27 protein-coding genes and 1 pseudogene are annotated in these 25,373 nt (G+C 39.0%); 14 read left to right on the forward strand and 14 right to left on the reverse strand.

What is annotated here, in order from left to right; all coding sequences use genetic code 11:
- The first annotated feature begins 41 nt into the window (after positions 1-41).
- On the forward strand, positions 42-1,457 hold the full coding sequence (locus tag KME09_20410; protein MBW4536303.1) for an amidase: 1,416 nt from the start codon (positions 42-44) through the stop codon (positions 1,455-1,457).
- Between the two features lie 148 nt (positions 1,458-1,605).
- Here the strand turns inward: KME09_20410 and KME09_20415 are convergent, their stop codons facing one another.
- The 3 genes from KME09_20415 to KME09_20425 are packed head-to-tail and all read right to left on the reverse strand — an operon-like array spanning position 1,606 to position 3,274.
- The gene (locus KME09_20415) at positions 1,606-1,812 is read right to left on the reverse strand and encodes an RNA-binding S4 domain-containing protein (protein ID MBW4536304.1); all 207 of its coding nucleotides are present in this window, start codon (positions 1,810-1,812) and stop codon (positions 1,606-1,608) included.
- Positions 1,809-2,567, reverse strand: coding sequence for a GNAT family N-acetyltransferase (locus tag KME09_20420; protein MBW4536305.1), 759 nt, complete (start codon positions 2,565-2,567; stop codon positions 1,809-1,811). The genes KME09_20415 and KME09_20420 overlap by 4 nt, the downstream gene beginning before the upstream one ends.
- Positions 2,568-2,608: 41 nt before the next feature.
- Entirely contained in the window at positions 2,609-3,274 is a 666-nt protein-coding gene (locus KME09_20425) for an HAD-IA family hydrolase (protein MBW4536306.1), read from the reverse strand.
- Positions 3,275-3,469: 195 nt separating this feature from the next.
- Here KME09_20425 and KME09_20430 point away from each other — a divergent pair, with 195 nt between their 5' ends.
- The 3 genes from KME09_20430 (at position 3,470) to KME09_20440 (ending at position 6,459) form a co-directional block, all read left to right on the forward strand.
- Positions 3,470-3,808, forward strand: coding sequence for a hypothetical protein (locus KME09_20430; protein ID MBW4536307.1), 339 nt, complete (start codon positions 3,470-3,472; stop codon positions 3,806-3,808).
- Positions 3,809-3,887: 79 nt separating this feature from the next.
- Positions 3,888-5,138: a precorrin-6y C5,15-methyltransferase (decarboxylating) subunit CbiE gene (cbiE, locus tag KME09_20435; protein ID MBW4536308.1), complete on the forward strand. Its 1,251-nt coding sequence runs from the start codon at positions 3,888-3,890 to the stop codon at positions 5,136-5,138.
- Between the two features lie 445 nt (positions 5,139-5,583).
- Positions 5,584-6,459 (forward strand): hypothetical protein, encoded by an 876-nt coding sequence (locus tag KME09_20440; protein ID MBW4536309.1) that lies wholly within the window; start codon positions 5,584-5,586, stop codon positions 6,457-6,459.
- A gap of 65 nt (positions 6,460-6,524) precedes the next feature.
- Here the strand turns inward: KME09_20440 and KME09_20445 are convergent, their stop codons facing one another.
- From KME09_20445 to KME09_20455, 3 genes are read right to left on the reverse strand one after another with little or no spacing between them, the layout of a single operon-like run.
- Positions 6,525-7,592, reverse strand: a complete 1,068-nt coding sequence (locus KME09_20445; GenBank protein ID MBW4536310.1) for a hybrid sensor histidine kinase/response regulator — start codon at positions 7,590-7,592, stop codon at positions 6,525-6,527.
- A gap of 54 nt (positions 7,593-7,646) precedes the next feature.
- Positions 7,647-8,948 carry a response regulator gene (locus tag KME09_20450; protein MBW4536311.1) on the reverse strand — a complete coding sequence of 434 codons (1,302 nt, stop codon included), beginning with the start codon at positions 8,946-8,948 and terminating at the stop codon, positions 7,647-7,649.
- Between the two features lie 35 nt (positions 8,949-8,983).
- Entirely contained in the window at positions 8,984-9,415 is a 432-nt protein-coding gene (locus KME09_20455) for a response regulator (protein MBW4536312.1), read from the reverse strand.
- A gap of 419 nt (positions 9,416-9,834) precedes the next feature.
- Between KME09_20455 and KME09_20460 the strand changes: the two genes are divergently transcribed.
- Positions 9,835-10,569 (forward strand): response regulator transcription factor, encoded by a 735-nt coding sequence (locus KME09_20460; protein ID MBW4536313.1) that lies wholly within the window; start codon positions 9,835-9,837, stop codon positions 10,567-10,569.
- 216 nt (positions 10,570-10,785) lie between these two features.
- Complete coding sequence (locus KME09_20465; GenBank protein MBW4536314.1) at positions 10,786-11,202, forward strand: response regulator; 417 nt, start codon at positions 10,786-10,788, stop codon at positions 11,200-11,202.
- Here the strand turns inward: KME09_20465 and KME09_20470 are convergent.
- Positions 11,189-11,554, reverse strand: a complete 366-nt coding sequence (locus KME09_20470) for a DUF2294 domain-containing protein (protein ID MBW4536315.1) — start codon at positions 11,552-11,554, stop codon at positions 11,189-11,191. The two genes, KME09_20465 and KME09_20470, sit on opposite strands and share 14 nt — an antisense overlap.
- Before the next feature lie 45 nt (positions 11,555-11,599).
- The gene (locus KME09_20475) at positions 11,600-11,995 is read right to left on the reverse strand and encodes a DUF2294 domain-containing protein (GenBank protein MBW4536316.1); all 396 of its coding nucleotides are present in this window, start codon (positions 11,993-11,995) and stop codon (positions 11,600-11,602) included.
- Positions 11,996-12,437: 442 nt separating this feature from the next.
- Between KME09_20475 and KME09_20480 the strand changes: the two genes are divergently transcribed.
- From KME09_20480 to KME09_20495, 4 genes are all read left to right on the forward strand, one after another.
- Positions 12,438-12,620 carry a hypothetical protein gene (locus tag KME09_20480; GenBank protein MBW4536317.1) on the forward strand — a complete coding sequence of 61 codons (183 nt, stop codon included), beginning with the start codon at positions 12,438-12,440 and terminating at the stop codon, positions 12,618-12,620.
- Between the two features lie 51 nt (positions 12,621-12,671).
- Positions 12,672-12,977, forward strand: a complete 306-nt coding sequence (locus KME09_20485) for a hypothetical protein (GenBank protein MBW4536318.1) — start codon at positions 12,672-12,674, stop codon at positions 12,975-12,977.
- Positions 12,978-13,217: 240 nt separating this feature from the next.
- Positions 13,218-15,203: a biosynthetic arginine decarboxylase gene (gene speA / locus KME09_20490; GenBank protein ID MBW4536319.1), complete on the forward strand. Its 1,986-nt coding sequence runs from the start codon at positions 13,218-13,220 to the stop codon at positions 15,201-15,203.
- Positions 15,204-15,366: 163 nt separating this feature from the next.
- Positions 15,367-15,861: a GAF domain-containing protein gene (locus KME09_20495; GenBank protein ID MBW4536320.1), complete on the forward strand. Its 495-nt coding sequence runs from the start codon at positions 15,367-15,369 to the stop codon at positions 15,859-15,861.
- Positions 15,862-15,954: 93 nt separating this feature from the next.
- Here KME09_20495 and KME09_20500 read toward each other — a convergent pair whose 3' ends face one another.
- The 4 genes from KME09_20500 to KME09_20515 all read right to left on the reverse strand — a co-directional run bounded on the left by KME09_20500 (position 15,955) and on the right by KME09_20515 (position 20,670).
- Complete coding sequence (locus KME09_20500) at positions 15,955-18,411, reverse strand: glycoside hydrolase family 9 protein (GenBank protein MBW4536321.1); 2,457 nt, start codon at positions 18,409-18,411, stop codon at positions 15,955-15,957.
- A gap of 402 nt (positions 18,412-18,813) precedes the next feature.
- Positions 18,814-19,569, reverse strand: coding sequence for a phosphoadenylyl-sulfate reductase (locus KME09_20505; GenBank protein MBW4536322.1), 756 nt, complete (start codon positions 19,567-19,569; stop codon positions 18,814-18,816).
- 310 nt (positions 19,570-19,879) lie between these two features.
- Entirely contained in the window at positions 19,880-20,065 is a 186-nt protein-coding gene (locus tag KME09_20510; protein ID MBW4536323.1) for a hypothetical protein, read from the reverse strand.
- A gap of 308 nt (positions 20,066-20,373) precedes the next feature.
- Positions 20,374-20,670, reverse strand: a complete 297-nt coding sequence (locus KME09_20515) for a hypothetical protein (protein ID MBW4536324.1) — start codon at positions 20,668-20,670, stop codon at positions 20,374-20,376.
- Between the two features lie 664 nt (positions 20,671-21,334).
- Here KME09_20515 and KME09_20520 point away from each other — a divergent pair.
- On the forward strand, positions 21,335-22,744 hold the full coding sequence (locus KME09_20520; GenBank protein MBW4536325.1) for a hypothetical protein: 1,410 nt from the start codon (positions 21,335-21,337) through the stop codon (positions 22,742-22,744).
- 337 nt (positions 22,745-23,081) lie between these two features.
- On the forward strand, positions 23,082-23,288 hold the full coding sequence (locus KME09_20525) for a hypothetical protein (GenBank protein ID MBW4536326.1): 207 nt from the start codon (positions 23,082-23,084) through the stop codon (positions 23,286-23,288).
- A 52-nt stretch (positions 23,289-23,340) separates the two neighbouring features.
- Here KME09_20525 and KME09_20530 read toward each other — a convergent pair whose 3' ends face one another.
- Both KME09_20530 and KME09_20535 read right to left on the reverse strand, forming a co-directional pair.
- Positions 23,341-24,111 (reverse strand): hypothetical protein, encoded by a 771-nt coding sequence (locus KME09_20530; GenBank protein MBW4536327.1) that lies wholly within the window; start codon positions 24,109-24,111, stop codon positions 23,341-23,343.
- A 194-nt stretch (positions 24,112-24,305) separates the two neighbouring features.
- Positions 24,306-24,524: pseudogene (locus tag KME09_20535) on the reverse strand (transposase).
- A gap of 46 nt (positions 24,525-24,570) precedes the next feature.
- Between KME09_20535 and tnpA the strand changes: the two are divergent.
- Positions 24,571-25,002, forward strand: a complete 432-nt coding sequence (gene tnpA, locus KME09_20540) for an IS200/IS605 family transposase (protein ID MBW4536328.1) — start codon at positions 24,571-24,573, stop codon at positions 25,000-25,002.
- A gap of 61 nt (positions 25,003-25,063) precedes the next feature.
- Entirely contained in the window at positions 25,064-25,351 is a 288-nt protein-coding gene (locus tag KME09_20545; protein MBW4536329.1) for a hypothetical protein, read from the forward strand.
- Positions 25,352-25,373: the final 22 nt, after the last annotated feature.

Below are 25,373 nucleotides of genomic sequence, written 5' to 3' on the forward strand. Positions count from 1 at the left end.
TATTTCAGTTAACTGCAATACTCTATCCTGTTTACTACTCTATGTCTTTAAACAATGCCTCAGACCTAGCTTTTACCTCAGCTTTAACACAAGCCAAGTTAATTAAAGAGCGGCTGGTTACTCCCCTAGAATTGACCGAGATGTATTTAGACCGCATTGCTAAATATGATTCTCAGGTGGGTAGTTTTTATTATGTCGCCAGAGAAAGTGCGATCGCCGAGGCAAAAGCAAAAAGCGCTCAGCTAGAGCAAACTTTAGAGACTAACTGTCTGCCACCTTTTTTTGGTGTACCGATTGCCATCAAAGATATGAAATCTGTGGCGGGTATGCCCATAAGTTATGGCATTTCCACCCTTAAAGATCAAATTGCTACCTATGACGATGGGGTAGTGAGCAAGATTAAACAGGCAGGGTTTATTATTCTAGGCAAAACGGCAACATCCCAACTCGGTTCTTTTCCCTATACCGAACCAGAAGGGTTTGCGCCGACTCGTAATCCGTGGAACTTAGATTATACCCCTGGCGGTTCTAGTGGTGGCTCATCGGCTGCGGTGGCTGCGGGATTTTGCGCGATCGCTTTAGGGGGAGATGCGGGGGGATCAATTCGTGGCCCTGCTGCTTGCTGTGGTCTAGTGGCAATTAAACCCAGTCGCGGGCGAATTTCTTTTGCACCTGTAGGCGATCGCTTAAGCGGTTTAGGCACTCACGGCATTGTTACTCGTACCGTAGCGGATGCTGCTGCCTTTTTAGATCTCGCAACGGGCTACATCACAGGAGATCCCTATTGGCTAGAACCACCTGAAATTAGCTTTCTCCGCCATACTCAACAGTCCTTACCTGCGCTAAAAGTCGGTTATCTAACTTCTCTCTTGCCTGTAGGCGAACCCGCCCCAGAATGCCAGCAAGCCGTTACTCAGATAGTGCAGCAGTTGGAAGCTATGGGACATACTGCTGTTCCCCAGGCGATCGACCTAACTCCCCTGATTGAACCCTTTAAAATTGTCTGGTCAAGTGCGGTAGCTGGCTCAGGCATTCCCACCGAGGTACTAAGTCCGATGAATCAATGGGTGCTATCACAGTCTGGTACAGCAGGAGAATATTCCCAGGCGGTAACTCAGATGCAGTTGTTTGCCCGACAGCTAGTGAGTCTCTTTGCGCAAATGGATGTATTAGTTGCGCCAACCTATATGCACCCTGCAATTAAAATTGGCGAATGGCAAAATCTTAGTTCTGAAGCAACATTTCACAAGATTGCCAACTGGATACTGCCCTGTCCGCCATTTAATGTTACGGGACAACCTGTAATTAATATTCCTGCTGGGTTTGATGCTAATGGAGTACCCTTGGGGGTGCAGTTAATCGGTCAACCAAATGCTGAGGCGACAATTATTACCCTGGCTGCTCAACTCGAACAAACTCAACCCTGGAGTCATTTACGACCAGATATAGCCGTATGAAGTTAGATTGGGACGATTAGAGTGATCGGCTCGTAAGTAGGAAATAGGAAATAGGAAATAGGAAGTAAAAAGTAGTATTTCAAAAATGTTCTGACGTTTTTACGTATGGCTATAAGTTTGTTTAAAAGCGATTAAGTCTGGTAAATTACTAAAGTTCTACTCGATGAGTTGTACCAGCAACAGTAACGAGATCGCCTGTAACTAATTTACGTCCTCGTCTCAACTCTGCTGATTCGTTCACCGTAACTATTCCCTGTTTAATCATAATTTTGGCTTCTCCTCCAGTTTGGGTAATTCCCTGCCATTTTAGAAACTGGTCGAGCTTAATATATGCTGGTAACGTTGAATCCTTCATGACTTGATGCGGTAAAAATATTGATAGGCTTCAGTAAATCCTAGCTTATTGTAAAGGTTTATCCCTGCTTGATTGCTGGTTTCCACCTGAAGATAAACCGTGGTTGCTCCTTTGCTGCACCCCCAATCCGTTAGGGCTGCAATTAATTGAGTTACGTAACCTTGACGACGCTGTTTTTGAGCGGTAGTTAAGCAAAATATGCCGAGATAGTTCCTTTCTAAAACTCCTAATCCAATGCTACACAATCGATGTCGATCTTTTAGATATCCATAGCAGGTGGGATTAGGTATCATTTCTAACATCGTAGATAGGGTATTCCAGTGCTGGAGTGGTAAGTTATCGGTATGAACAAAACGATCTAACCATTCTGTCGATAACTGATGCTCGAGAGTAAAGTCTAATGCCCCGCTAAAAACATCATGATTAGTAATAGATTTAACCTGGACACTAATCGTATCTTGTTTGGTGTAGCCCATTTCAGATAAAGTTTGATCCAGGATCGACCATTGAGCTGTATTTGTCAGGCGGAAAATTGAGGGAAGATTCCAGCTGCTATAGAATGTTTCGCAACGCTTAATTTTCTCAGTTAAATTTTCTGTCCCTAAATATAGAGGTGTTACCGAATTAGCTCGCTTAGTGTAACCTTCAGCAAACCGCAATACCCAGCCATCATCAAGAATCTGTTGCAGACATGGCCAAGCATTAAGAGATAATTCTTCTAAAGTTCTAATTAGAGTCAAATTCTGATCTGCCACTGGTAACTAATAATGCTGTAATGCTCACTTTCTACAAAAGTTTAGCCAACTGCTTTAGTCTTACTGTCCAACAATTCCCAGAGTTGTTTATCATTAAAGTCTTCAATCGTCATACTTGCTCCCGCATTAAGTAATTCTTCGGCTGGATGACTAGAAGTAATCCCAATAGTGTAAATACCCGCACCAACGGCTGAACGAATACCTGCTGCGGAATCTTCAACAGCAAAGGCTCTTTTGCTTTTTACTCCCAAACGGCTCAAAGCCAACTTGTAAGGTGCTGGATCTGGTTTGCCTGGAGGTGCATCCTTCGCCATAATTACTGTGGGAAAAGTATCTGTCAGACGCAACACCTTGAGCATATAGACTGCATTATCCTCTGGTGCATTGGTAACCACAGCTCTTTTGATGGAAGCTCGATCTGTCAGAGCGATCAAGCGATCTAAACCAGGGGTAGGTAAGAGAGAATTTGCTAAACGACGATAGGTTTCTTCTTTTTCCGTGGCTAATTTCCAGGCATCTTCTAAAGTCAACTGAGGAATAATATCCTTAATAATTTTAGAATTAGTTCTGCCCGAAATACGTTGCCGATAAAAAGAGCGATCGATGTCAAGATCGTATCTAACCAAGATGTCTTGCCAGACAGCAAAGTGAATCGAGTCTGTATCAGCTAACGTACCGTCTAAATCAAACAATATCGCTTCTAACATTTTTTCACCATGATTTGATCCGTAACTAGTATTAGCATCTAATACGCAATCTTTCTAGCTTTTGAATACATATATTCTAGTAAGATGTGATTTGAAGCAAGGCAGAGAAATCACTACTACTCTCGGAGGGATTTTGTTTGTTATCCTAAACTTATGTATATCGATGCACTTACCCTAAGGGAGAGTTGAACAGTCATGAGTTTTTCAGAGCGTGATTTGCAAAGTAAGCTAGATGAAATGTCAGCCGAGATCAATCAAAAAGCTGACTCTAATTCTGACACCAAAGTTACATTTCCTCAAGTAGAAGTCAATCCTTCTCCCCAAGTAAAAAACTGGATCGATAGTAGTAAAAATATATTTAATAATCTACCTAAGTTTGGTCAGGTTGCCGTAGCTGTCGGCGGTGTTTGGTTGGGTTTTTCGATCGTTGGTGCGGTACTCCATGTTGTTAGCAGTATTTTAAGTTTGGCAGTGATCGGCGTTGTGCTATATTTCGGTTATCGTTTATTTAGCAGTAATTCGGAATCTAATTAAATATAGGAGTGAGGCAGGAGGCAGAAGGCAGAAGGAGCGAAAATTCAATTACTTCTCTTTTCAATCTTGATTTTAAGTATTGGTCATTGCTGTAGTTGGTATTGGTTTAGATGGCAAGCAGGGATTGACCCAAACTGTACAACAAATTATCGAGCAGGCTACAGTTTTAGCTGGTAGTAAACGGCATCTTGGTTATTTTACCGATCATCCCGCCGAAAAATTAAATTTAGCTAATCTTAATACTGGTATTGAGGCGATCGCTCAACTAAAATTAGATCATTATGTGGTGGTTATTTTAACTAGTGGCGACCCGCTTTTTTTTGGTTTGGGTAGACTATTATTAGCCAAATTTAAAGCATCAGAAATTGAATTTTATCCTCATTTAAGTTCAATCCAATTAGCTTTTAATCGTTTAAAAATTCCTTGGCAAGATGCTAATTTGATTAGCGTTCATGGACGTTCTGTTGATAAGTTAATCGAACTGTTTAAACAGGGTAAAGATAAGATTGCAGTTCTCACTGACGGTCATAATAATCCTGCTGCGATCGCTCGTCTATTCCTCGCTCTAGAATTACCCGTTAACTATAGTTTTTATATCTGTGAAAATCTAGGAGACGTAAGCGAAAAGGTCAGTCATTTTTCACCCGCAGAAATAACTCAATTAAGTAATTTAGAGCAACATGATTTTTTAGCTTTAAATGTTGTAATTTTAGTGAGGGAAGCACAGGAAAATGAGCTAAATCTAGATAATTTACCTTTAATTGGTTTACCTGATAGTAGCTTTTTAAGTTTTAGCGATCGCCCTAGTTTAATTACTAAGAAAGAAGTGCGTTTAGCTATCTTAGGCGAATTAGCTTTACAGCCAAAACAAATAGTCTGGGATATTGGCGCTGGCACTGGTTCAGTATCGATTGAAATAGCTCGCTTATGCCCGACATCTCAAATATTTGCGATCGAAAAAACTAGTATGGGTTCAAGCTTAATTACGCAAAATAGTCAAAGATTTCAGCTCAATAATCTTAAAAGTATTAATGGCAAAGCACCAGAAGTATTATGCAATTTACCCGATTGCGATCGCATTTTTATTGGTGGAAGTGGAGGAAACTTAGTTGATATTTTGCAGATCTGTAGTCAGAAATTGACCGTTCGGGGATTAATCGTCATGGCATTTGCGACGATTGAATATCAACTACAGGCGATTAATTGGTTGAGTAATCATAATTGGCAATATCGACTTTTACAGCTCCAAATTTCCCGTTCTACTCCCATTAGTAACTTAACTCGTTTAACTCCTCTGAATCCCGTGACGATTATTACTGCGGGTAAATAGGAAAATCTCGCGCAAAGACGGACGCGAAGCTTATCCGAAGGTGTATACCGCAAGGGTACTAACTCCGTGTCGCCCTTTAGGGAATCCTTTAGGACAAAGACGCAAAGGGGTTTATCCCGCTTAGTTTGGGGCAAAGACGCAAAGTAGTAGGGTGGGCAATGCCCACCCTACAGATTTTGATTATTTTAACTCCTCTAAATACCGTAACGATTATTACTGCGGGTAAATAGGAAATAGGAAATAAAGTTTATTTTGCTGCCGCTATTCAAAAACATGATTGTCGTATTAATCAAAAGGTTCAAGAGAAAAATAAAATTAAAGAGCTTATAGCTAACCCGATCATTAAATTATCGTCACCCGAACTCACGTTTAGTAATTGCCGAAGACCCTACTTTGTCAGGAAAGTTTTACAATCAAAAATAGATAATTAAAGCCAGAACTTATAATGCTACGCAAAATCTTAATTCTATTCATGTCATTGTCGTTATGCTTGACTACAGTAAGTTGTGGAGGTTCTACTACTACGTCTACCTCAACGCAGACTCAACCATCTTTTGATAATAATGCTGATATTGCTCCTAAACCGATCTCGATTAGCGATGGTAAATATCCCGTGCAGCAAGCTACCTACGATGATGTAAGTGGCGAATATAATCTAATGCTGTTAAACACGCCTCCTGGCACTCCGCCAATGTTGCAAACCGATCAGCTACAAATGGCGCGAATCAGCGAAGAAGAGGCAGCTAAGGGGGAAAAAACTTATCTTCAGGTAACAAATAAACAACCTGTAATGTATTTAACTGAAGATTTTAAGATTGAGTACGTTCACAACGTTACCGAAACCAGAAACGATCCTCAGACTGGTCAACCTGAGACAGTTGTAATTAGAAGAGAATCGAGCTTCTGGACTCCTTTTGCTGGTGCTTTGGCAGGTCAAGCGATTGGTAGTCTTCTATTTAGACCTCACTACTATGTGCCGCCAGTTTATACTCCTGGACGTGTACTGACTGGATATGGTGGTTATGGAACTAGCTACTCTCAGGCGGTTAATCGTTACCAAGATCGTTATCAAGCACCTCCCGCAGCCGTTAAAAACCGTCGTACCCTTAGAACAACTGGTTCACTGCGCAACGCTGCTAGTAATAAAGCACGTAGAACCATAAAAAATAATAGCCGTTCTACAGGTTCTGGTGTTGGTTCAAGTACTTTGCGTAATTCAGGAAAAAGCACTCCTAAACAGTTGAAGCGACCTAGTAGTTTTGGCAGTAGTGGAGTTAGAAGACCTAGTCGTAGTTTTGGGAGTAGCAGACGGAGAAGGTAATTTGATTACTGATTACTGAAAAGCGATCGCTTTAAAATATAAGCGATCGCCAGAATAATTTTCTCCTAAACTTTGGGTAGGCTAAAAATAAAGGTAGTTCCCTTACCTAACTGAGACTCTACTTTTAATTCTCCGCGATGGGCATTGATAATTTGCTGACAAAGATATAGTCCTAAGCCTTTACCAGCACGACGATGGTTTCCCTGATGGTATCTTTGAAAAACCGCCTTTTGATCTTCTGGTGAAATGCCAATTCCTGAATCTGCCACCTGAACCAATATTTTAGATTTCTCTTGTGACAAGGAAACTTCGACTTGACCTCGATCGGTAAATTTAATCGCATTACCAATTAAGTTAGTCATTACCCGACGTAACTCTAGGCGATCGCCTTTGATCTCAAAACCTGTTTCAGCTGTAACGTTATATAATAGCTCCAGCCCTTTTTGTCTCGCTAATGGTTCAAGTTCAGCAACTACCTCAGAAATTAGTTGTTGTAGGTCAACTGAAATCGAATTCAGCGTTTTTTGTCCTAATTCATAGTGATGAGTTTCTAGTAGCGTGTTAAGCATCTCCAGCATATTATCATTGCTACTAACGATGTTGGCGATCGCTTCTTCTTGTTCGCTGGTGACATGACCAAAAACGTTTTGCTTAATTAAATCCAGCATCCGATTTGCTGCCACTAGAGGAGTTCGTAGATCGTGAGTCAAGCAAGAAACAAAATTCTCTCGTTGGTCAATGGTTTCTTTAAGACGCAACATTGAGCGCACTCTCGCCTGTAGTTCATCGATTTGGAAAGGTTTGCGGACAAATTCATCTGCTCCTGCATCTAAACCTGCTACTAAACTAGATTCTTCTCTGGCTGTAACTAACAAGATGGGAATGAAAGGCACGTTTTTATCTTGGCGGATGCGTCGAGTAACTTCGTAGCCATCCATGCCAGGCATCATCACATCAAGTAAAATTAGACTAGGCGGAAATTGTTTGATTTGTTTTAGGGCGGTTTCCCCATTGTGAGCTAATACAACACGATGACCTTCTTGTTCGAGAGCGAGCTGCACTAAAAGAAGATTATCAGGAATATCATCTACTGCCAGAATGTAGTTTCGCTTAGAGGTTTCCGTAACAGACATTACATTTTTTAAAAAAGCTTAAATAATAGTTAAGTATAGATTATTACGATTTACTTAAGTATCATACTTACGAGGGATTTCCACTGTAAAAGTTGAACCTTGATTTAAAGTGCTATCAAGCGAAATTTTGCCCCCCATCATTTTAATCAAAGAATTAGTAATCGCTAGACCCAAACCTGTGCCTGAATGTTGGCGAGTAAAGCTTTGATCCGCTTGACGAAAAGCCTCAAAAATTTTGTCTCGATCTTCTGGAGCAACTCCCACACCTGTATCGCTCACGGCGATCGCAATTTTAGTTTTGCCTATTTCTTTCACTTGCACCACAATTTGTCCTGATTCGGTAAACTTGATGGCATTAGAAAGTAAATTAATCACAATCCGTTTAACAAAGTTAGCATCTTGAACGATAAAATTATCTTCTAATTGAATATCAGTAACTAAACTTAGCTGTTTTTCTATGGCTAAAGAGCGTAATTCTTCTACTGTTATTCTAGTCAAGTATTTTAAATCAAATGGTTGAGGATTTAGCTCTAATTTGCCTGCCTCAATTTTAGAAAAATCAAGCATTTCGTTAATCATATTAAGCAAGTTATTGCTGTTATGAAAAATTCGCTCGACTAAATTCTGCTGTTGTAATGACAAAGGTTCAGTATGCTGACGGAGTAATAGTTGAGAAAACCCCATGATGGCATTCATTGGCGTGCGTAATTCATGGGACATGGTGGCGAGAAAGTCCGATTTAAGATTATAAGATTCTTGCAGTTTAATATTTTGTAATTTTATTTGCTGCTGCTGTCTTTCCAATTCTAAATTTTTAGACAATAATAGTTCATTAGTAGCTCTAAGGCGCTGGTTAGCTAATTTTACTGCCTGTTCTGCCTGATTAATTCTAATTGCATTGTTAATTGCTTTACTCAAAGTCTTAGGTTCAATTTTTCCTTTCAATAGATAATCTGCTGCCCCAGATTTCATCATTTCAACCGCAATTTGTTCATCTCCTTGTCCTGTTAAAACAATGACTGGGAGATTAAAATCGATCTTTTTTAATGTTGCTAATAAGTTTAAGCCATCAACGTCGGGTAGTAAATAATCTAGTAGAATTAAATCAAAATTATTAATACAATTGTTTTTTTCTGAATTTTCTTCAGCTAGTGAAACGCCAACTAAACAATTGGTTATAGGTAGGTTATTTTGATGGTTATTGTTTCCTTCAACTAATTTAGCGATCGCTTCTTGACCATTCACTGCTTCTGTTATAAAAGCAGAAAAATTTGCTTTTTTTAAAGCTCTTTTTACCGTCAACCGATCTACCTCATCATCATCAATTAACAATATTGAAAATTGTTCCTCACTCATCTTTTAACCACCAATAATATTATCCTACTAACGAATCAAGGCATTTCACATAAAGCCCAATATTTATTTAATGCCACCATTACTTCCGCAAAGTTATTGAAGGTAACTGGCTTAAGAATATATCCTGCAACGTTTAAATTATATGCTTCAATGCGGTCTTTATCTTCGTCAGAGGTAGTTAAGACGATCACCGGGGTACGCTTTAATTCCCGATCTTGCCTTAACTCTTGCAGAAATTCTAGACCATTCATTTTTGGCATATTAAGGTCTAGTAAGATTAATCTTCTTTTTGCTGGCACGAGTGAAGGTTTTTCGCTTGAAGAGCGCAACATTGCTAAAGCTTCAATTCCATTACCCGCTAGATAAAGAGGATTAGTAATTTTGTATTTTTTGAACGCACGTTTGACGTTCATAATATCAACTTCATCATCCTCTACCAGCAAAATATTGATTATTCTATCTTCCATAATTACGTTTTAATGATACATTTAAGGATTAATTTAACTCGATACATTAAGATTATTTATTTTTAGTCACATTTATTCTTGCCTATATTTTGGGTTATATTAGTATGATAATCCTTAACAAAAACTTGATTATCGGCTAAAAGTTAGACTTAACTATAATGTAAAAAAAGAACATAATAAATTATATTTCTTTAGCTATTCTTAATATTTGAATAGAGCAACTAAAAAAAAGTTTCCAAATTAACTTTAGACTCAAAAATAATCAAGCTGCGATCGTAACCCCCAGCTTCTCAACTCGATCCATTTGTTCATTGGTCATTGTAAAGATATACATCTTAAGGACGATGAAATCAAATATCAAATATCAGATAGTCTAAAGATAGATAATTGCCGATTAATTTATAGTTTTATCAATCGAAATGAGTAAAGTTAGCATTGTTTTAATCGAAGATCATGATTTAAGTCGCATTGGCTTGTGTGCGGCTCTTAAACAATACGAAGACGTAGAAGTCATCGATAACGCTGCTAACGGTAATGATGGCTTGCAGAAAATAAAAACTCATCAACCTGATGTGGCGCTAGTAGACATTGGCTTACCCGACATTGACGGTATCGAAGTCACCCAAAGATTAAAGCAATATCAAGCAGGTAATCCAGATTTTAAAACCAAGGTGCTGATGCTGACGATGCACAGTAGTGAAGATTCAGTTATGGCTGCATTTGCTGCTGGTGCAGATTCCTACAGTCTTAAAGATGTCAGTATGGACAACCTAGTTCAAGCAATCCGTAATACTCATGAAGGAAACGCTTGGATCGATCCAGCGATCGCCCGTATTGTGCTAAAACAAGCTCAAGCTAGTAAAATTGCCACCAACTCAGCCAACATCTCTTCTCAGGCTATAGATGACACCCAAGCAATTACAGCCGTGGCGGAAGAATATCAGCAATTAATTGAAACCTATCCATTGACAGATCGAGAATTAGAGGTTTTAGAGTTAATCGTCGCTGGCTGTAGTAATGCAGATATCTCTGCCAAGCTTTATATTACTGTGGGAACAGTGAAAACTCACGTCTGTCATATTCTCAATAAATTATGCGCTGATGATCGCACTCAAGCAGCAGTTAGAGCTTTAAGAGCAGGATTAGTTAAATAAATAAGAAGACAAAGTACTAAATGTCATAGTCAATATTGGTAAAATCCTGTGTAAAATACTGTTTAGCTGTTATTGATTAGCTTAGAGTTTTCTTTCTTCATCAGAGCAAAGTTTAAAACAACTAACTTAGTCATAATCCAGAACCAGTCTTGTATAAGTGATTTCTTGCCACTTACGAAGGTGCTTCTATGGTGATAGAATCATTACTCATGACAAATGCACTCTAACTCAAATAAAAATTTTGATAAGTCATCAGACAATTATCAACCATTAATTCTCATTGTAGATAATGATAATGATAACTTATTATTTGCCAGCTACATAATTGAATCTATGGGGCTTAACTATGTAGTTACAGATGACAGCGAACAGTGCCTAAACTTGGTAGCAGAATTATTGCCAGACATTATTCTATTAGATATTGTTATGCCTAAATTAAATGGGTTAGAAATTGTTAACTTGATTAAACAAGATGCAAGTTTTGCCCATATATCGTTGATTGCAGTTACGGGATTAACTAAAGCTGAAGATCGAGAAGAGTTAATTTCAGCAGGCTTTAATGATTATCTATGTAAACCATATCTAATTGAAGAGTTAGAAGGTAAAATTTATCGCCTACTCAATTCTCCTTAGGCTTAAATTCAAAAATAGCGATCGCTCCTGTTAAATTATTATTAATAGTTGTATCACTCAAAAAGTCGATCACTTTTACATCTAAAACTTCTTCAATGATACTTTGGATTTGAGGATGAATCACATGATCGACTGCCTTTCTTACCTGCTTTGCTAAGCCAAGATAGTCATTATCTTTCAGTAGTTTTTCAGGTGAAGTAATAATTCCTTCAAGAATTATGACTAAAGTATTGTCAAACAGTTTGTAAGAGATAGTATCTATTTTTTGATCGAGCTGTTGTTGATAAATGTCTTCAATTCTTTGAGATAAAAGTGACTTTATTTCATTAAATTTTATCCCCTTGCGTCTCATAAATAGTTTTTGCTCCCGCAGAATATAGATTAGCTTTTTTACCCATCAATTTTTAACCTTGGGAATACTTTCAGGATTTCGTACTGTTGGAGTCTGGCTTAAAATCACAATAATACCAGTGCGTCCAGTGTCCAAAGTGGCATCACTTAAAATGTCAACTACCTCTACCTCGGCAGTTGTTTCAATCAATTGTTTTAATTCTGGCTGAATAGCATCGTCAAGATTAGAACGTACTTTCTGCGCTAACTCACTCTTTCCTTCATCTATTAAAATTTTTTCAGCACTAGTAATGGAGTTTTCAATAATTATTGCCAACTTAGTGCCAAAAAACTGACATGTCACTTTAGAAGGCTGATGTCCTAAGTGTTGACGATAAAATGCTTGAATTTCTTGAGAAAGTTTTCGTTCTAATTGACCACAAGTCAGTAAGTTATTTGTCATTGTACTTTGGTTAAATTTTTGACCATTAATTGCAAGCTGTAGTTGGCTATAGTTAGTAGTCGTCACAAGTCACAAGTTAACAGTGTCTACTCAAAACTTGCTCACTCTAAAGTAGTAATTAGCAATTTTCAAGTAGCAGTTTTTAATAGTTATCTAATTGTTTTATGATAAAAAAACTACGAGTTACTATCAATTATCAATGCATTTATATTAATCAATAATATTGGCAATAACTATCCATCAAAAGATATAATTCATTTTTGGTATTGGCAATTTAATATCTGAAATATCTGAAATCAAAATAGTTAATTAAGCAAGCCATAGTTAATTACATGATCTATCTTCAGACTGATCTGTTTATCTATATAAAGCAAGATGTATTAGCAACATTCTCAGTGTAAATTTAAAGCAAGTTAAAAAATAGAGAAAAGCAAATAAATTTATGAATCTTTTATTGCAGATTGCCAGCAATGAACCCCATTTTCCCTATGCCGCCGTGGCGGTTATGGGTATAGGCTTTGTGGCAGCAGTGACTATTGGTTCAGTCGCTTGGTATAACTCCAAACGTCCCCCAGGTTGGGAAGATAAAGAGCGTCCAGACATTGTTCCCGAGATTGAAAAGTAATCTTTAGCCAGTTGAATTAACCAATTCTATTTACAAATTAGAGGTAAAAACATGGAAAATAAGATTCCTAACGATGGCAATTACGATCGCGGTATCACTCCTTCTGAAACAGCTGCGAGAATGGAAAGAGAGAAAGATAATTTCAAGCAAAATCCTGAAGCTGAAGGAGATCTAGATACAACCTCTGGATATACAACAGATCGTGAAGGTTTAGCTAATAATTATGCGATCGAGCCTGAAATGTATTACGAAGAGCCAGGGGACAGAAAAGAGCAAGAAGAAGCAGATCATGCTGAACGTGTTGAAGAAATAGAAGACGTTAATACTCCTGGTGGTAAAGGTGTCGGTATTGTTTAGGTGACAAAAAATAGAATAGTATACTGTGGCTTCAAAACTAAATTTTGAAGCCAATTTTTTTTTAGATCTATACTAAATCCCCTTTTTACTAATATTTACTACCCACTACCCACTACCCACTACCCATAAAGCCGATCGCCCTAACTGTCTATCGCTGTCTATCGCTAATTTTGTACGGTTATAGTGAGGATGTTGATGAAAATGTCATAATTATGGATGTTGTATTGCAATTAGTTTTTGATGCTCAATAGCCAATCTGAATCGAGTTCTCTGTCTCAAAATGATCGTGATGTAGTTGATATTCCTTTAGGATCAGATCTTGGTTGGACAGTTAGCGACAGCGAGAAACTGTATAATATCGAGGGATGGGGCGAGCCTTATTTTGCGATTAACCAGCAGGGAAATGTCACTGTTACTCTCGAAGCAGGGGGCAAACCAATAGAATTATTAGAGATAATTAAATCTCTTGATCAGCAGGGAATTGGCTTACCATTATTGATTCGCTTTCCCGATATTTTGGCAGATCGCCTAGCAAGACTACACGACTCTATGGCTAAGGCGATCGCTCGCTATGATTATCAAGGTAATTATCAGGGAGTTTTCCCAATTAAGTGTAATCAAAACCGTCAATTAATTGAGGCTTTAGTTAACTACGGCAAACCATATCACTTTGGCTTAGAATCAGGATCGAAGCCCGAATTAACGATTGCTTTGGCTTGTTTGGCATCTGTAAAAGAAGGGCAACCTCTATTGATGTGCAATGGCTACAAGGATCGCGAATATCTAGAAACTGCTCTTTTAGCCACTAAATTAGGATACAAGCCCATTATTGTGATTGAACAGCCTCCAGAATTGGAGTTACTGATCGCAATTGCTCAAGAATTAAAAATCTCACCAATCATCGGCTTGCGCGCTAAGTTAAACAGTAAAGGAATTGGCAGATGGGGAGATTCTACAGGCGATCGCGCCAAATTTGGTCTAACCGTAGCAGAAATTCTGCATATAGTACGTCAGCTAGAAAATATCGGCAAATTAGACTGGTTGCAACTCTTGCATTTTCATATCGGTTCACAGATTTCGGCAATCAGTACAGTCAAACATGCGATTCGTGAAGCTAGCCAAATCTATGTGCAGCTAGCCAAGCTGGGAGCAAAAATGCAATATCTCAACGTTGGTGGGGGATTAGCGGTAGATTATGACGGTTCCAAAACCAATGTTCCCGCTTCCAAAAACTACAATATGCAAAACTACGCTAACGATATTGTGGCGCAGGTTAAAGATGCTTGCGATCAAGCAGGAGTGATGCACCCTACTTTAGTGAGCGAAAGCGGTAGAGCGATCGCTTCCCATCAGTCAGTGTTGTTATTTGATGTCTTAGGCAAAAGTCAGATCTGCTATGAAAATTTATGTCCACCATCACCGACTGCACATTTAGTAATCAAAAACTTTTGGGATACTTATCAAGAAATTAATCACACCAATCTTCAAGAAAGTTACCACGATGCAATTGAGTTTAAACAAGAAGCCCTTAGCCTATTCAATTTCGGCTATCTTAGTTTAGTAGAGCGATCGCAAGCAGAAGAACTATACTGGGCTTGTTGTCGTCAAATTACAGCAATGCTGCAAGACACTGAAGATCTCCCTGATGAATTAGCTTCCTTGCCTCAAGTTATGGCATCTACCTACTACATCAATTTATCAATCTTTCGCTCAGCTCCCGATAGTTGGGCGATCGATCAGCTATTTCCAATTATGCCCCTTCATCGTCTCCAGGAAAAGCCTAGCGTTAAAGGAGTTTTAGCAGATATTACCTGCGATAGTGACGGCAAGATCGATAAATTCATCGATCGCCAGCAAACCAAGAATACTCTAGAATTACATCCTCTAGACAGCAAATCTCCCGCCCCATATTATCTAGGCATGTTTCTCGTCGGCGCATATCAAGAAATTATGGGTAATCTACACAATCTGTTTGGCGATACCAACGTAGTCCAGATTAAGAGTACCTCTAGTGGCTATGAGGTGGAATCAATTGTACGGGGCGATACGATTGAAAAAGTCTTAGAATACGTGCATTACGACAGTAAAGACTTACTAAAAATCATGAGCAATCAAACTGAAATAGCTCTGCAAAATCAGCAGATTACTCCCGAAGCAGCCCAAAAATTATTGCTAAATTACGCTACCACTCTAAACAGCTATACCTATTTAAATTTAAAGATTTAGTACGGAATTGGAAAAAAAATCTTAAGTCTATCTAGTAAACATCACAGAAAATTTTAAAATATTTAGGTTATCACCACAGTTTTTTGTCGCTAAATAATCCCACCTTTACCTTATTAATTCTCTACATTAAACTTGCCATCCACAACTGTGGCACATCAAAACTATGTCAGATCCTGGTTTAGAAAAATTGCTACAACGTTTGACGAATAGTTTGACCGAAGATCTGTTGGTTCAAAGCGTAACAGATAATATCAGAAATAAACTTCAGGTAGATCGCGTGGTTTTGTATTATTTCTATCGTCAGTGGGAGGGAAGAGTGACGTTTGAATCCCTAAGCTCCCATAACTATTCAATCCTGGGTTCGACTGGCCCTGATGATTGTTTCAATGGTGAATATGCAGCCTGGTATCAAAATGGTCGAGTAAGTGCGATCGCTGATATTGAAACTGCACCGATTGCTGATTGCCATCGTGACTTTTTACGGGAGATGGGGGTCAAAGCTAATTTAGTTGTACCAGTTGTCCCAAATTCTAACTTATGGGGTTTACTTGTCGCTCATCATTGTCAAAACTCCGTTGATTGGTCAGAATCTCAGATAACCATGATGCAGGCGGGAGCAAATACTCTAGCTCGATCCGAGACAATTAGAGGAACATAGTAGTTTAAATACAAAAAAAGTTCTAAAAATAAACGATCGCTCTTACCAATCAAGATAGAAAAAGCGATCGCTTTATGATTAACTAACAATCAGCTAAAAACCAGTACCATTAGCATCAACACCAATCAACTGATCGAGTTGAGACTCAGACAGAGGATCGCCACCAAGATTTTCATACTGCTGAATTGCAGCGCCAGCAAACGGCGCATTGTAGCTAGTACCCACCTCATTAGTGACCCAATCATCACGACGGTCATTGTGGGAAAAATCATCCGCAGCACCAGGCCCACCGACCACAGCACCATAGAGCAGATGATCGTTAGGGCGATCGCTACCATCTAAAGGCGCAGTATCCGCCGAACCCCGATGGTGAGTCCGTTGAGCATAATTATCGCCAAATCCCACCACGTAGCTAAACTTAGCTGGATTATCCCCCAGAACATAGTCCACCTGGGTTAGGGCAAAATTACTATACTTAGAATTAGCCTCCACATTGTCGTTATACCATTCAGCAGCAAAGGCAGCAGACATATTCAGTGGCACAGAAGCCCAATTCGCACGGTGAGCAAAACCACCACTGGTATACTTAACGCTACCTCGTCCTTCAACCCAAGTATCGAGCCAATTTTTGGTCTGTTGCTTAAAGAAGGGGTCACTACTTTCTTGAGCGAGTAATGTTGCTGCACCATAGGAATGGTCATCAGTGGCGTAAGACCAGTCTCCTAAGCCTCCCACTTCATTCTTAAAGTAGTTCTCCGCTTTACTCAGATATTTAGAATCCCCTGTCGCACGATATAGCCATGCACCACCTAGGGCTAGTTCATCCCCATAGCCACTCCAACTAGTATAGAAAGGCGAAGCTTGAGGTACGGAATCGGAATACTTGCCTTTATAGGTTTCCGCAAACTCATAGAGAGCTACGGCATTTTTGACCAACTCATCAGCATAGGCATCATCTGTGCCACGGAACAAGACAGCAGCCGAAGCGAGGGCTGAAGCAGTTCCCGCTGCTGCATCTGAACCAGGACGACTGCGGTCAATGGAGAAGGAAGGACGAGCTGTTTTGCTTTCAATCTCTTCAGGCGATACCCAGTAATTATGGTCGTTTTTATCTCCCACTTGAACCCACAGACGCTCAGTTTTACCTGAACTATCCATTTCATGGGCTTTTAAAAACCAGTCGGTTCCCCACTTAACAGCTTCCATTAGCTCATCAAGTTGTCCTGATTGGGCGTAAGCTTCTTTGTAATCTGCTCCACCCCATGCCAGCATAGTATTGCTAAAGGCCATTGGTTGGATGAATTTGATGTGATCTCCAGCGTCGAAGTAGCCCCCTGCTAAATCTCGTCCGACATCTTTACCGTCGTTAGTCGTAGAATCAGAGCGCCATTCTAAACGATTGTCGGCAGGTAAAGCGCCTGAACGGTTTGCTTCGAGAAACAGGAAGTTTTTCTGTAAGACTTCGCCATAGTTAAATTGTCCTTTTTGTCCCACGGGTTGACCAGGGGAATCAGGAATATTTACAGGAGAGCCTGGCGAGGTAACAGGAGCAGGTGTAAGAACATCGACTGCATCGCTAAATTCTGGATTTAAAGCTTTTTGCCCGCCGTCTTCAATAATAAAAATGGGCTTGATTGATTGTCCTGATGTCAGATTAACCTGATCGTTCTGTCCTGTGATGCTGTAGTTACCGTTGCCATTGTCGATCAGATCTACACCATATGCTGCTGTAATTTTGTAAGGTAGGCTAAAGTCTACCTGCCAGTTGTCAGCCTGGGATTCGGCTTTGAGTTCTACTTCTAGTTTGTATCCGCCTTGCCAATCTTCGATGATGGATGCTGCTGCGCTGATTTTAGATTCAGCTTCTGGTTCGGCTGGAATTATTGGTGTGGCTTCAGTCATAGCTGAACTACCAGTTACATTTAGTTCTACTGCCTGTTTTCCACCGTCTTCAATGATAAAAATGGGCTTGATTGATTGTCCTGATGTGAGGTTGACCTGATCGTTCTGCCCTGTAATGGTGTAATTACCGTTGCCGTTGTCGATCAGATCTACACCGTAAGCTGCTGTAATTTTGTAAGGTAGGCTAAAGTCAAGTTGCCAATCCTTGGCGTTTGATTTTGCCGAGAGGTCTAATTCTAGTTTGTATCCGCCTTGCCAATCTTCAACAATTTGACTCTTAGAATCAATGATTGAATTAGATTGAACATAGTTTACGGTAGAATCAGCAAACATAAATTGTGCAGCAACAGGGGCAGCTTCTCCACTATTACCTTCATCAACAATTAGAATAATTTCAGTTTTATTGCCTTTAACCATGGATTTATTCCAACCAGCTCCAGCAATGTAGGTTTTGCCACCTTCTTGAGTTAATTCAGCACCATAAATCTGATCGATTCTATAATCAGCGGGGAGATCGATGCCAATTTTCCAATTATCTGTATTGCTTAATGCTTCCAAATCAATTGCTATTCTATGCCAATTACCCCAATCGTCAGTGATTACAGACTTAAGATTAAAAGTTTCTTGATTAACTAACACTTTATTCATTGCTATCTAATAGAGTTCTTATTTTTGAATCAAAACAAATTGTTTTTTAATTTTGTTTAAATTGAAAACACAGGAAAAAACTTGAACAACTTTATTACTTCTTTATTTACTTATGAACTAACTTTATCTCTGCTTAATATGAGGTGAGTGTGAGGTAAATAACCAAAACAAGGTGATAGTGATCACCCGCTTTTTGGATCTTATGGTGTAGAGCTATTACTTTTGTAATGAAATAAAGATTTGGCAGGACTATAAGTAACGAATTCCCACCGCATCTTTAACCTATAAAAATTAATTTAATTATTTTATCTAGCATCCAATAATTAGCATCAAGCAAATTACACTAAAAGGAATTAATCCTTATAGCTATATTTTCAGTTAGCTGATAGCTAATCGTACTTTTTAAAGACTACTAGAATTCAGACTCTCTTCTTCTTCTGGGGTTTGCGGTAGGTGTAGACCACATTCTTGTTTCAAGCCCCGAAAACGGGTGTCTCTGGCGTTTTGATCATCAGCAGTAAATGGACGGCTAGAATGCCAGTCGCCGACGGTAACATAACCTCGATCGAAGAAGGGATGATAGGGCAAGTCATATTTAAGCAGATATAAGTAAATATCTTTGGCATTCCAATCTAGAATTGGATAGATTTTATAGAGATCATCTTGGCGATCAATTCTGCTTAAACCTTCACGGTGGGAAGTTTGGTCACGACGTAGCCCTGCTAGCCAAGCAGTAACGCATAATTCTTTTAAGGCGCGCTGCATCGGCTCTACTTTACGAATGCGATCGTAATGATTAAAAGCTTCCACATCTTGTTCCCAAAGCTTACCGTGAATTGCCTCCATACGCGCAGGAGACATGCTTGACTGATATACCTTGAGATTAAGCTCTAGTCTAGTAGCCAAATTCTCGGCAAACTTATAAGTTTCGGCTGGTAGATAACCCGTGTCTATCCAAATGACAGGAATCTTGGGAATAATTCTAGTCACCAAATGAAGCATTACTGCTGCTTGAATACCAAAGCTAGTAGTCATTACTAAGCCGTCACCAAAGGTTTTGGCACTCCACTCCACTATTGATGAAGCTTCTGCGTTTTCTAACTGTTGATTGACTTGAGATAGGTTGAGACTAGGTGCTTTAGCAGTGGCAGAGATCATTAACTTATATTTTCTAGACTTAGCGGATGATTTGGTGAGTAAAAACTTAATTGTGTATGGAAGCTAGGTTGGTTAGCGCGATTACACCCATTCGAGTGCGACGCAGGGCAAGCCTTTCGGGTATCCTTTAGGATATGCCCTAAAGGATATGCGAAGCGGTATACCACAAGGGTACAATGTGCTTTAGCACTAGCTTCGCGCTTCGCGATCGCCTAATTAGCTAAATTTATAATATCAAACCTAATTATTTCACGCGATGTTCTGGATTATAACGTGGTCAATCTAATTTAAAACCTACTTTTAGACTGTCTCAAGAAAACCAGCTACTTAACCAAATAGCGATCGTGCTTAAGCTGACTCCGATCACTACCGCTACAGGCAAAATAACACCTGTCCCAGTCATTTTGACTATGGGAATCGAGATTGCCATCATTCCTGTAGCTAAACTCCAAATAATTGCTGTACTGCCAATCTTTACGCCTTGTCCTTCCATCATTTTTACTCAGAATTTTAAATTCGCTTTATTTTATTAAGTCACATATCAACTTAACTAGGCTAAGTTTTATTTTAATTTTTAAATAAAGGTTTTAACAACACTTATCAACACAGATCAACTAATTAGAATGACTATGGGGAATTTTACCGACCATTCCTGCCTGCGACGAGTTAATCAATGGTTGATGTGATTCAATTAGAAGCAATAGAGACTTAAATCTATAGGCATTTAATTAGTGGCGATCGCTTTAGAGGACAGACAAAGTTATATTATTTCGACTTGGTAATTGTCTATCATTATTGGTTAATTTATTTGACCTTGGGAAAATAATCTGGAAGGCTGGTTATTCGTGCTTGTTGTCTTTCAAAAATGATTACAGGAATTACTTTATTTAATACAGCATTTGTAATACCATCCCGCATTTTTTTGAAGAATTTGTTGTCAGGCACTGTTGCTATAAATTTATCAACCGTACTTACTTGATGGATGTAGTTTTCACCATTTTCCTTAATAGTAATGATTGCGTTTGAGCCATTATCTTCAATAGTTAGATACTGTTCTTTAATTAATTCCTGATTTTGTCTGAGATATTCTTCAACTTTCATTTTATGGTTAAGTATAGTAATAATATACTATTTCTTCATCTAGTAAATTTTAGCGTACAGTTATTTTAGAACATACTTAGAAAGCAGGATGCAGCTATAGCCGTACAAAGTTAGATTAGGACATTAATAGTAATTGGCTCGTAAGTAGCGCGAAATTCCGTTGCCCTAAAGGACTAGCTTCGCGTCGCGCGGGTTCCCCGCGTTGAGGAAATTTCGTAAGAAGGAAATAGGAAATAGAAAATAGGAAATAAAAAATAGTATTTCAAAGATGTTTTAAAATTGTTACGTAGAGCTATATATTTTGCCCTGACTAAATCATTGCAGGAATTTGTCCAGTAATTTCAATCTTGGCGATCGCCCACTGAGTTAAAATATCAATCAAGTTGAGCTAAAAAAATATCTTTATAGCTACTCAGAAGATCATAGTTTTTGATTTTATCGGTATTTGTTTTTCCCAAGCAAAATCCAGATGACAATTATTTGCGATCGCTGAGTCAGGAGTGAAAAGTTTGCCTGCTATCATTAAGCTTATTTATGTATTTAAAATTAAAAAGCAATCGATGCGGATAGCGAGACTCGAACTCTTGGTGTAAATGCCTGTTAACGCTTTTTCGCTATCTCAAAAGCTTACTCACTAACGTTTAGAAAGCAAAGTGAGTAAAAAGTGAGTAAGGATTACGCAAAAGAAACTGGTTACGAAAGTTTACTATCTGACTTTAAGAGATATCAGAAGGAAACGCCTAGAGGCGTAGGTATGACCCGTAAAGGGCAAAATATCTATTTGCAGTTTAAGACTCCTAATACAGCAAGGAAGCCTTACGCCTGTGGATGTACCTTTACCTTGGATGGAATGGTAGAGGCTTTGAGTAAGTCCAAGAAAGTAGCAGAAGCTCTAAAATCTCTTATCTCTGAGGTTGAATTCTGGGACTGGTACGATAAGGAGATTAAACAAGAGAGTCGGCTGGTAGATGACCAGGTAACTTTTGGTGAAGCGATCGCAAAAGTAGAAGACGACTTTTGGAGTAGACCTGACAGAAGGAAAAGAGAACGAGATAGGAACAATCCTAGTGATCAATCAAGCTTATACGACACATACCAACGGTTTTACAAGTTTCTCCCTCACGATAAGCAAGTAAATCTGTCTGACATTCAAAAAGTAATTGAAAGATGGGATAAAGGTACAAAGACCTACAAAGGCGTAACGTCTGCAATGAAAAAGCTAGTAAGCCTTAACCGAAGACAAGATATTCATGAAGAATTGAATCAAATAAACATTGTTCAAACTAAATTCATGGAACTTCAATCAATTGACCTTGAAACTTTTCTGAAATGGCGAGATGAAACACTGGGAATAACAAAAAGCTTGCACAAGAACAGTCACCTAGATGTACGCAAGGCTTGGATGTGGGTATTTTCTACTCAAATAGTTTACGGACTAAGGATAAGTGAAGTTTTTGCGATCGCAAATTTGTTTGAACCCTATGTTACAAAAGACAAAGTACCTATTCCTGCACTAAACGACCTGAACGACACAAAAAATTTAATAGTTATTGCTGACGAAACAGCACTAGGAACTACAACTAAAACAGGTTTTAGAATAGCTTGTCCTCAGATACCTCCTAAATATCCTGACCTGATGGAAAGGCTTGATATCAAAAATCCTTTGTTACCTACCAATAAACCTAAAAGCAAGAGTTTTGATACTATCCGAAAGTTTTACTGTAACAAAGCTGGCGAACAATTAAGGCGCTGGGATGCTCCTTTTACTCAAACACATGCAGACAGAAATCTTGGCAACATTAACGGTATGCAAGCTGGAATTCCTTTAGAGATTAGAAGTATGTCACTTGGTCATACCCCTGCTCAAAATGATAGCGGATACAAAAAGAGAATAAGCACTCAAACAACAATCGACCTGCTGCTTAACTCAAATCAAAATGCGATCGACTTTGTTACTGCTTTAGCGTCGGTTAAAAACCTCCTTAAAGCCCAACCTGAAAATAGAGACTTTGCCATTGAGTTACTATCAGTAATTTATCAAAAAGATAGTAGAGCGCTAAGTGAGTTACTATAGATTCATAAAGCGTTCAACATAGACATAATTTCCTATTAATTTACGACTTTCTTGGCTGGAAGTCGTTTTTTATTGACAGTTTAAATTGATAGGTTATACTCGAAAAAACCTGGCAAGTTTTGCTTTTTCATATAGAAGAAATCAGCCCTCCTTTGCTTCGACCACAAGGGAGGGTTATTGTTTTTAAGCAGTTTTAAAATGTTAGTTAAACCCTCATCAGCAAGCTGGGTGATTTACAGGTTTTATCTGTCTAGAGAAACAGAAGCTATACTAAGCAAAATAGTAAGAGTTAGTAAGCATCAAACTATTCAAAATACTAGAACAGTACCTAACAAGAATGGGTCTAAAAGCAGGAGATTATGGAGTTATGGGTCACACAACAAATGATAGGGTACAAAGGCTAGAAAGAGCCTTAGATAATTGGGTAACCTGTATGATCAGACATACAGCAAAGATGGAAAAGCTGAGCGAACAGTTGTCAGAAATACAGTGTGAAGTAGCAGAACTTAGAAAGTTAGTTGAGACAAAATCTAAGTCTGAATAGGTCTTTCTAAGTTGTGTCACAACTTGTGACACAACTACCAGAGGTGTACCCTTTAGTCATCAGTTTCATCTTTAGCGAAATCAAGCTTAGCTATTTCAGTCTCAGCTTGAGATTCTGCTTTGACATCTTCCTTTTCAACTTTTTTAGCATCCAAGAACAGCTTAGTCTCATCTGCTAAGTTCTTCTTCTCCTTTCTTAGCTCGTCAATGTTTTCTTTTGTCTCTACTACCTCTGAGCTAACTTCAGAGATAGCGCTAGCTCCTTGTTCTAGCGTCTGTAAGGTATTGCTCAGTCCTTCCAGTCTTCGCATAGCTTGATTCTGTGGGTTAACCTTTTCCTGCATTAACTGATAAGCATCTTCGTAGACAGCTCCAGACTCTCTTAGGGCATTCCCTATCTTCCCTGTGTTCTCTGCTGTTAACTCTGCTACGTTACGAGCTGAATCAAACAGGCTTCTGGTTAGGTCAAGTACGTTAGCAGTACTCTGATAGATACGATTAGCTGCTGCTATTTTTTTAGTCAAAGCTGCATAGTTCTCCGTGCCTATCATAGACTTAATTAGATTAGTCATTTTACCCTTAACTACAGCGTTTACATCAATAGGGTTGCCTTCACTATCTTTGATGCCCATAGCGCTTAAGCTACCGCTAGCTGCTTCTCCTACAGTTTGAGCTAGATTACCGCTTAACATGACAGCATTATGAATAACTAAGGTAGTAGTGATACCATTGAGTATCTTGTCAGCATGAGTAGCTTTCCAAGCCACATCAGCAAACTTCTGTATCTTTTGTAAACCATAGTCTTTGTGTGTGACTACTTCCACCGTCTTTTTTGTAGCAGTGTCAACTACCTTGACGGCTTTTTGAAGTGCTGTGTTCTGAGCAATAGTTACCCCTTGTAACGTGGCGATCGCTGTCCCATTAGCTTTAGCTTGAGCGCCTACTGGCGGGACATATACAGGGGCTAAACAAGTTGGAGTAGGTATTGGTTTATCTTTAATTTGACGGAGTATGTCTAGACCGCCTGAGCATCAACAAGCTGCCAGTAAGGATTTCTTTTGCGTAACTTAGCTATATGCCTCATCAACTGAAACTTATTTAGATGTTTACCAAACATCGAATAGTACCGCTTATGCAGTGCAATACAGTGATTCCAGATGCTGCTGGCAGCATTAATTGTTCTCTTTAAATATTTATTCCTTTTGTGGTTATAGAGTTTAAATTTGTACGTCTTCATACACTCGACCCGTGCTACATTTTAATTATACTACACTTGGTTTAAAATGAATAAAGATATATATAGACGAGAAAAATCAAGCGTTTCAAAGATTAACTTGCATTTGGTTTTCGTGGTTAAATACCGAAAGAAGCTGTTCACAAAAGAAATACTAGATTCAATGAAAATAGTTATGCGTGGTGTTGCTAAGAAAATGAATTTCAAGATTTTGGAGATAGAGGGAGAGACAGACCACGTACACTTGTTAGTCGAAATACCTCCAAAACTCGCAGTGTCTCAGATGGTTAATGCTCTAAAAGGTGTGTCTAGTCGTATGCTGAGAAAAGATTACCCACAGCTTAGAAAATATAAATCATTGTGGAGTCCTAGCTATTTCGCAATCAGTTGTGGCGGTGCGCCTATTGAGGCTATTGAAAGCTATATTAGAGAGCAAAGTACCCCTGAAGGGGCAGGCTCTAACCCCAATTCCGAGAGGTAGTTTCTGGTATTTGGGCTGCTGCTGGTAGTGGTGCTGCTTTAATTAGGGAGATGGTAGCGTAATGACTGACCAAGAAATTAATCATCTAATTGCTACTCAAGTCAACGGCTGGATTCACGACGAGGGTATCTTTTACCACGATGCTAGTGGCTTTACTTGTTATCTAGCTGACTACTGTAATTCTATTCCTCACGCTATGGACTTAGCTAAGGCTAACGGGGTTGCCCTTAAGCCAACAGTCGACGGCTGGAGTGCTTACAAGTTAGCTGACGAAACAGTAGTAGGTACAGACTCGCTAGCTAGTAAAGCTATCTGTCTCTGCTTGACTGCTACACTTTCTGCCTCATAACCGCTTAAATCTTCTATCAGTT

The organism is Pleurocapsa minor HA4230-MV1, from assembly GCA_019359095.1.
Taxonomy (GTDB): domain Bacteria; phylum Cyanobacteriota; class Cyanobacteriia; order Cyanobacteriales; family Xenococcaceae; genus Waterburya; species Waterburya minor.

Excerpts from the sequence above, each read along its gene's own strand:
- KME09_20440 (MBW4536309.1), top strand. The coding sequence starts at position 5,584 with ATGCTACGCAAAATCTTAATTCTATTCATGTCATTGTCGTTATGCTTG.
- tnpA (MBW4536328.1), top strand. The coding sequence starts at position 24,571 with ATGAATAAAGATATATATAGACGAGAAAAATCAAGCGTTTCAAAGATT.
- KME09_20545 (MBW4536329.1), top strand. The coding sequence starts at position 25,064 with ATGACTGACCAAGAAATTAATCATCTAATTGCTACTCAAGTCAACGGC.
- KME09_20445 (MBW4536310.1), bottom strand. The coding sequence starts at position 7,592 with ATGTCTGTTACGGAAACCTCTAAGCGAAACTACATTCTGGCAGTAGAT.
- KME09_20505 (MBW4536322.1), bottom strand. The coding sequence starts at position 19,569 with ATGATCTCTGCCACTGCTAAAGCACCTAGTCTCAACCTATCTCAAGTC.
- KME09_20515 (MBW4536324.1), bottom strand. The coding sequence starts at position 20,670 with ATGAAAGTTGAAGAATATCTCAGACAAAATCAGGAATTAATTAAAGAA.
- KME09_20455 (MBW4536312.1), bottom strand. The coding sequence starts at position 9,415 with ATGGAAGATAGAATAATCAATATTTTGCTGGTAGAGGATGATGAAGTT.
- KME09_20465 (MBW4536314.1), top strand. The coding sequence starts at position 10,786 with ATGCACTCTAACTCAAATAAAAATTTTGATAAGTCATCAGACAATTAT.
- KME09_20425 (MBW4536306.1), bottom strand. The coding sequence starts at position 3,274 with ATGTTAGAAGCGATATTGTTTGATTTAGACGGTACGTTAGCTGATACA.
- KME09_20450 (MBW4536311.1), bottom strand. The coding sequence starts at position 8,948 with ATGAGTGAGGAACAATTTTCAATATTGTTAATTGATGATGATGAGGTA.
- KME09_20510 (MBW4536323.1), bottom strand. The coding sequence starts at position 20,065 with ATGATGGAAGGACAAGGCGTAAAGATTGGCAGTACAGCAATTATTTGG.
- KME09_20415 (MBW4536304.1), bottom strand. The coding sequence starts at position 1,812 with ATGAAGGATTCAACGTTACCAGCATATATTAAGCTCGACCAGTTTCTA.
- KME09_20470 (MBW4536315.1), bottom strand. The coding sequence starts at position 11,554 with ATGAGACGCAAGGGGATAAAATTTAATGAAATAAAGTCACTTTTATCT.
- KME09_20500 (MBW4536321.1), bottom strand. The coding sequence starts at position 18,411 with ATGAATAAAGTGTTAGTTAATCAAGAAACTTTTAATCTTAAGTCTGTA.
- KME09_20410 (MBW4536303.1), top strand. The coding sequence starts at position 42 with ATGTCTTTAAACAATGCCTCAGACCTAGCTTTTACCTCAGCTTTAACA.
- KME09_20485 (MBW4536318.1), top strand. The coding sequence starts at position 12,672 with ATGGAAAATAAGATTCCTAACGATGGCAATTACGATCGCGGTATCACT.
- KME09_20430 (MBW4536307.1), top strand. The coding sequence starts at position 3,470 with ATGAGTTTTTCAGAGCGTGATTTGCAAAGTAAGCTAGATGAAATGTCA.
- KME09_20460 (MBW4536313.1), top strand. The coding sequence starts at position 9,835 with ATGAGTAAAGTTAGCATTGTTTTAATCGAAGATCATGATTTAAGTCGC.
- KME09_20525 (MBW4536326.1), top strand. The coding sequence starts at position 23,082 with ATGGGTCTAAAAGCAGGAGATTATGGAGTTATGGGTCACACAACAAAT.
- KME09_20480 (MBW4536317.1), top strand. The coding sequence starts at position 12,438 with ATGAATCTTTTATTGCAGATTGCCAGCAATGAACCCCATTTTCCCTAT.
- KME09_20495 (MBW4536320.1), top strand. The coding sequence starts at position 15,367 with ATGTCAGATCCTGGTTTAGAAAAATTGCTACAACGTTTGACGAATAGT.
- KME09_20475 (MBW4536316.1), bottom strand. The coding sequence starts at position 11,995 with ATGACAAATAACTTACTGACTTGTGGTCAATTAGAACGAAAACTTTCT.
- speA (MBW4536319.1), top strand. The coding sequence starts at position 13,218 with ATGCTCAATAGCCAATCTGAATCGAGTTCTCTGTCTCAAAATGATCGT.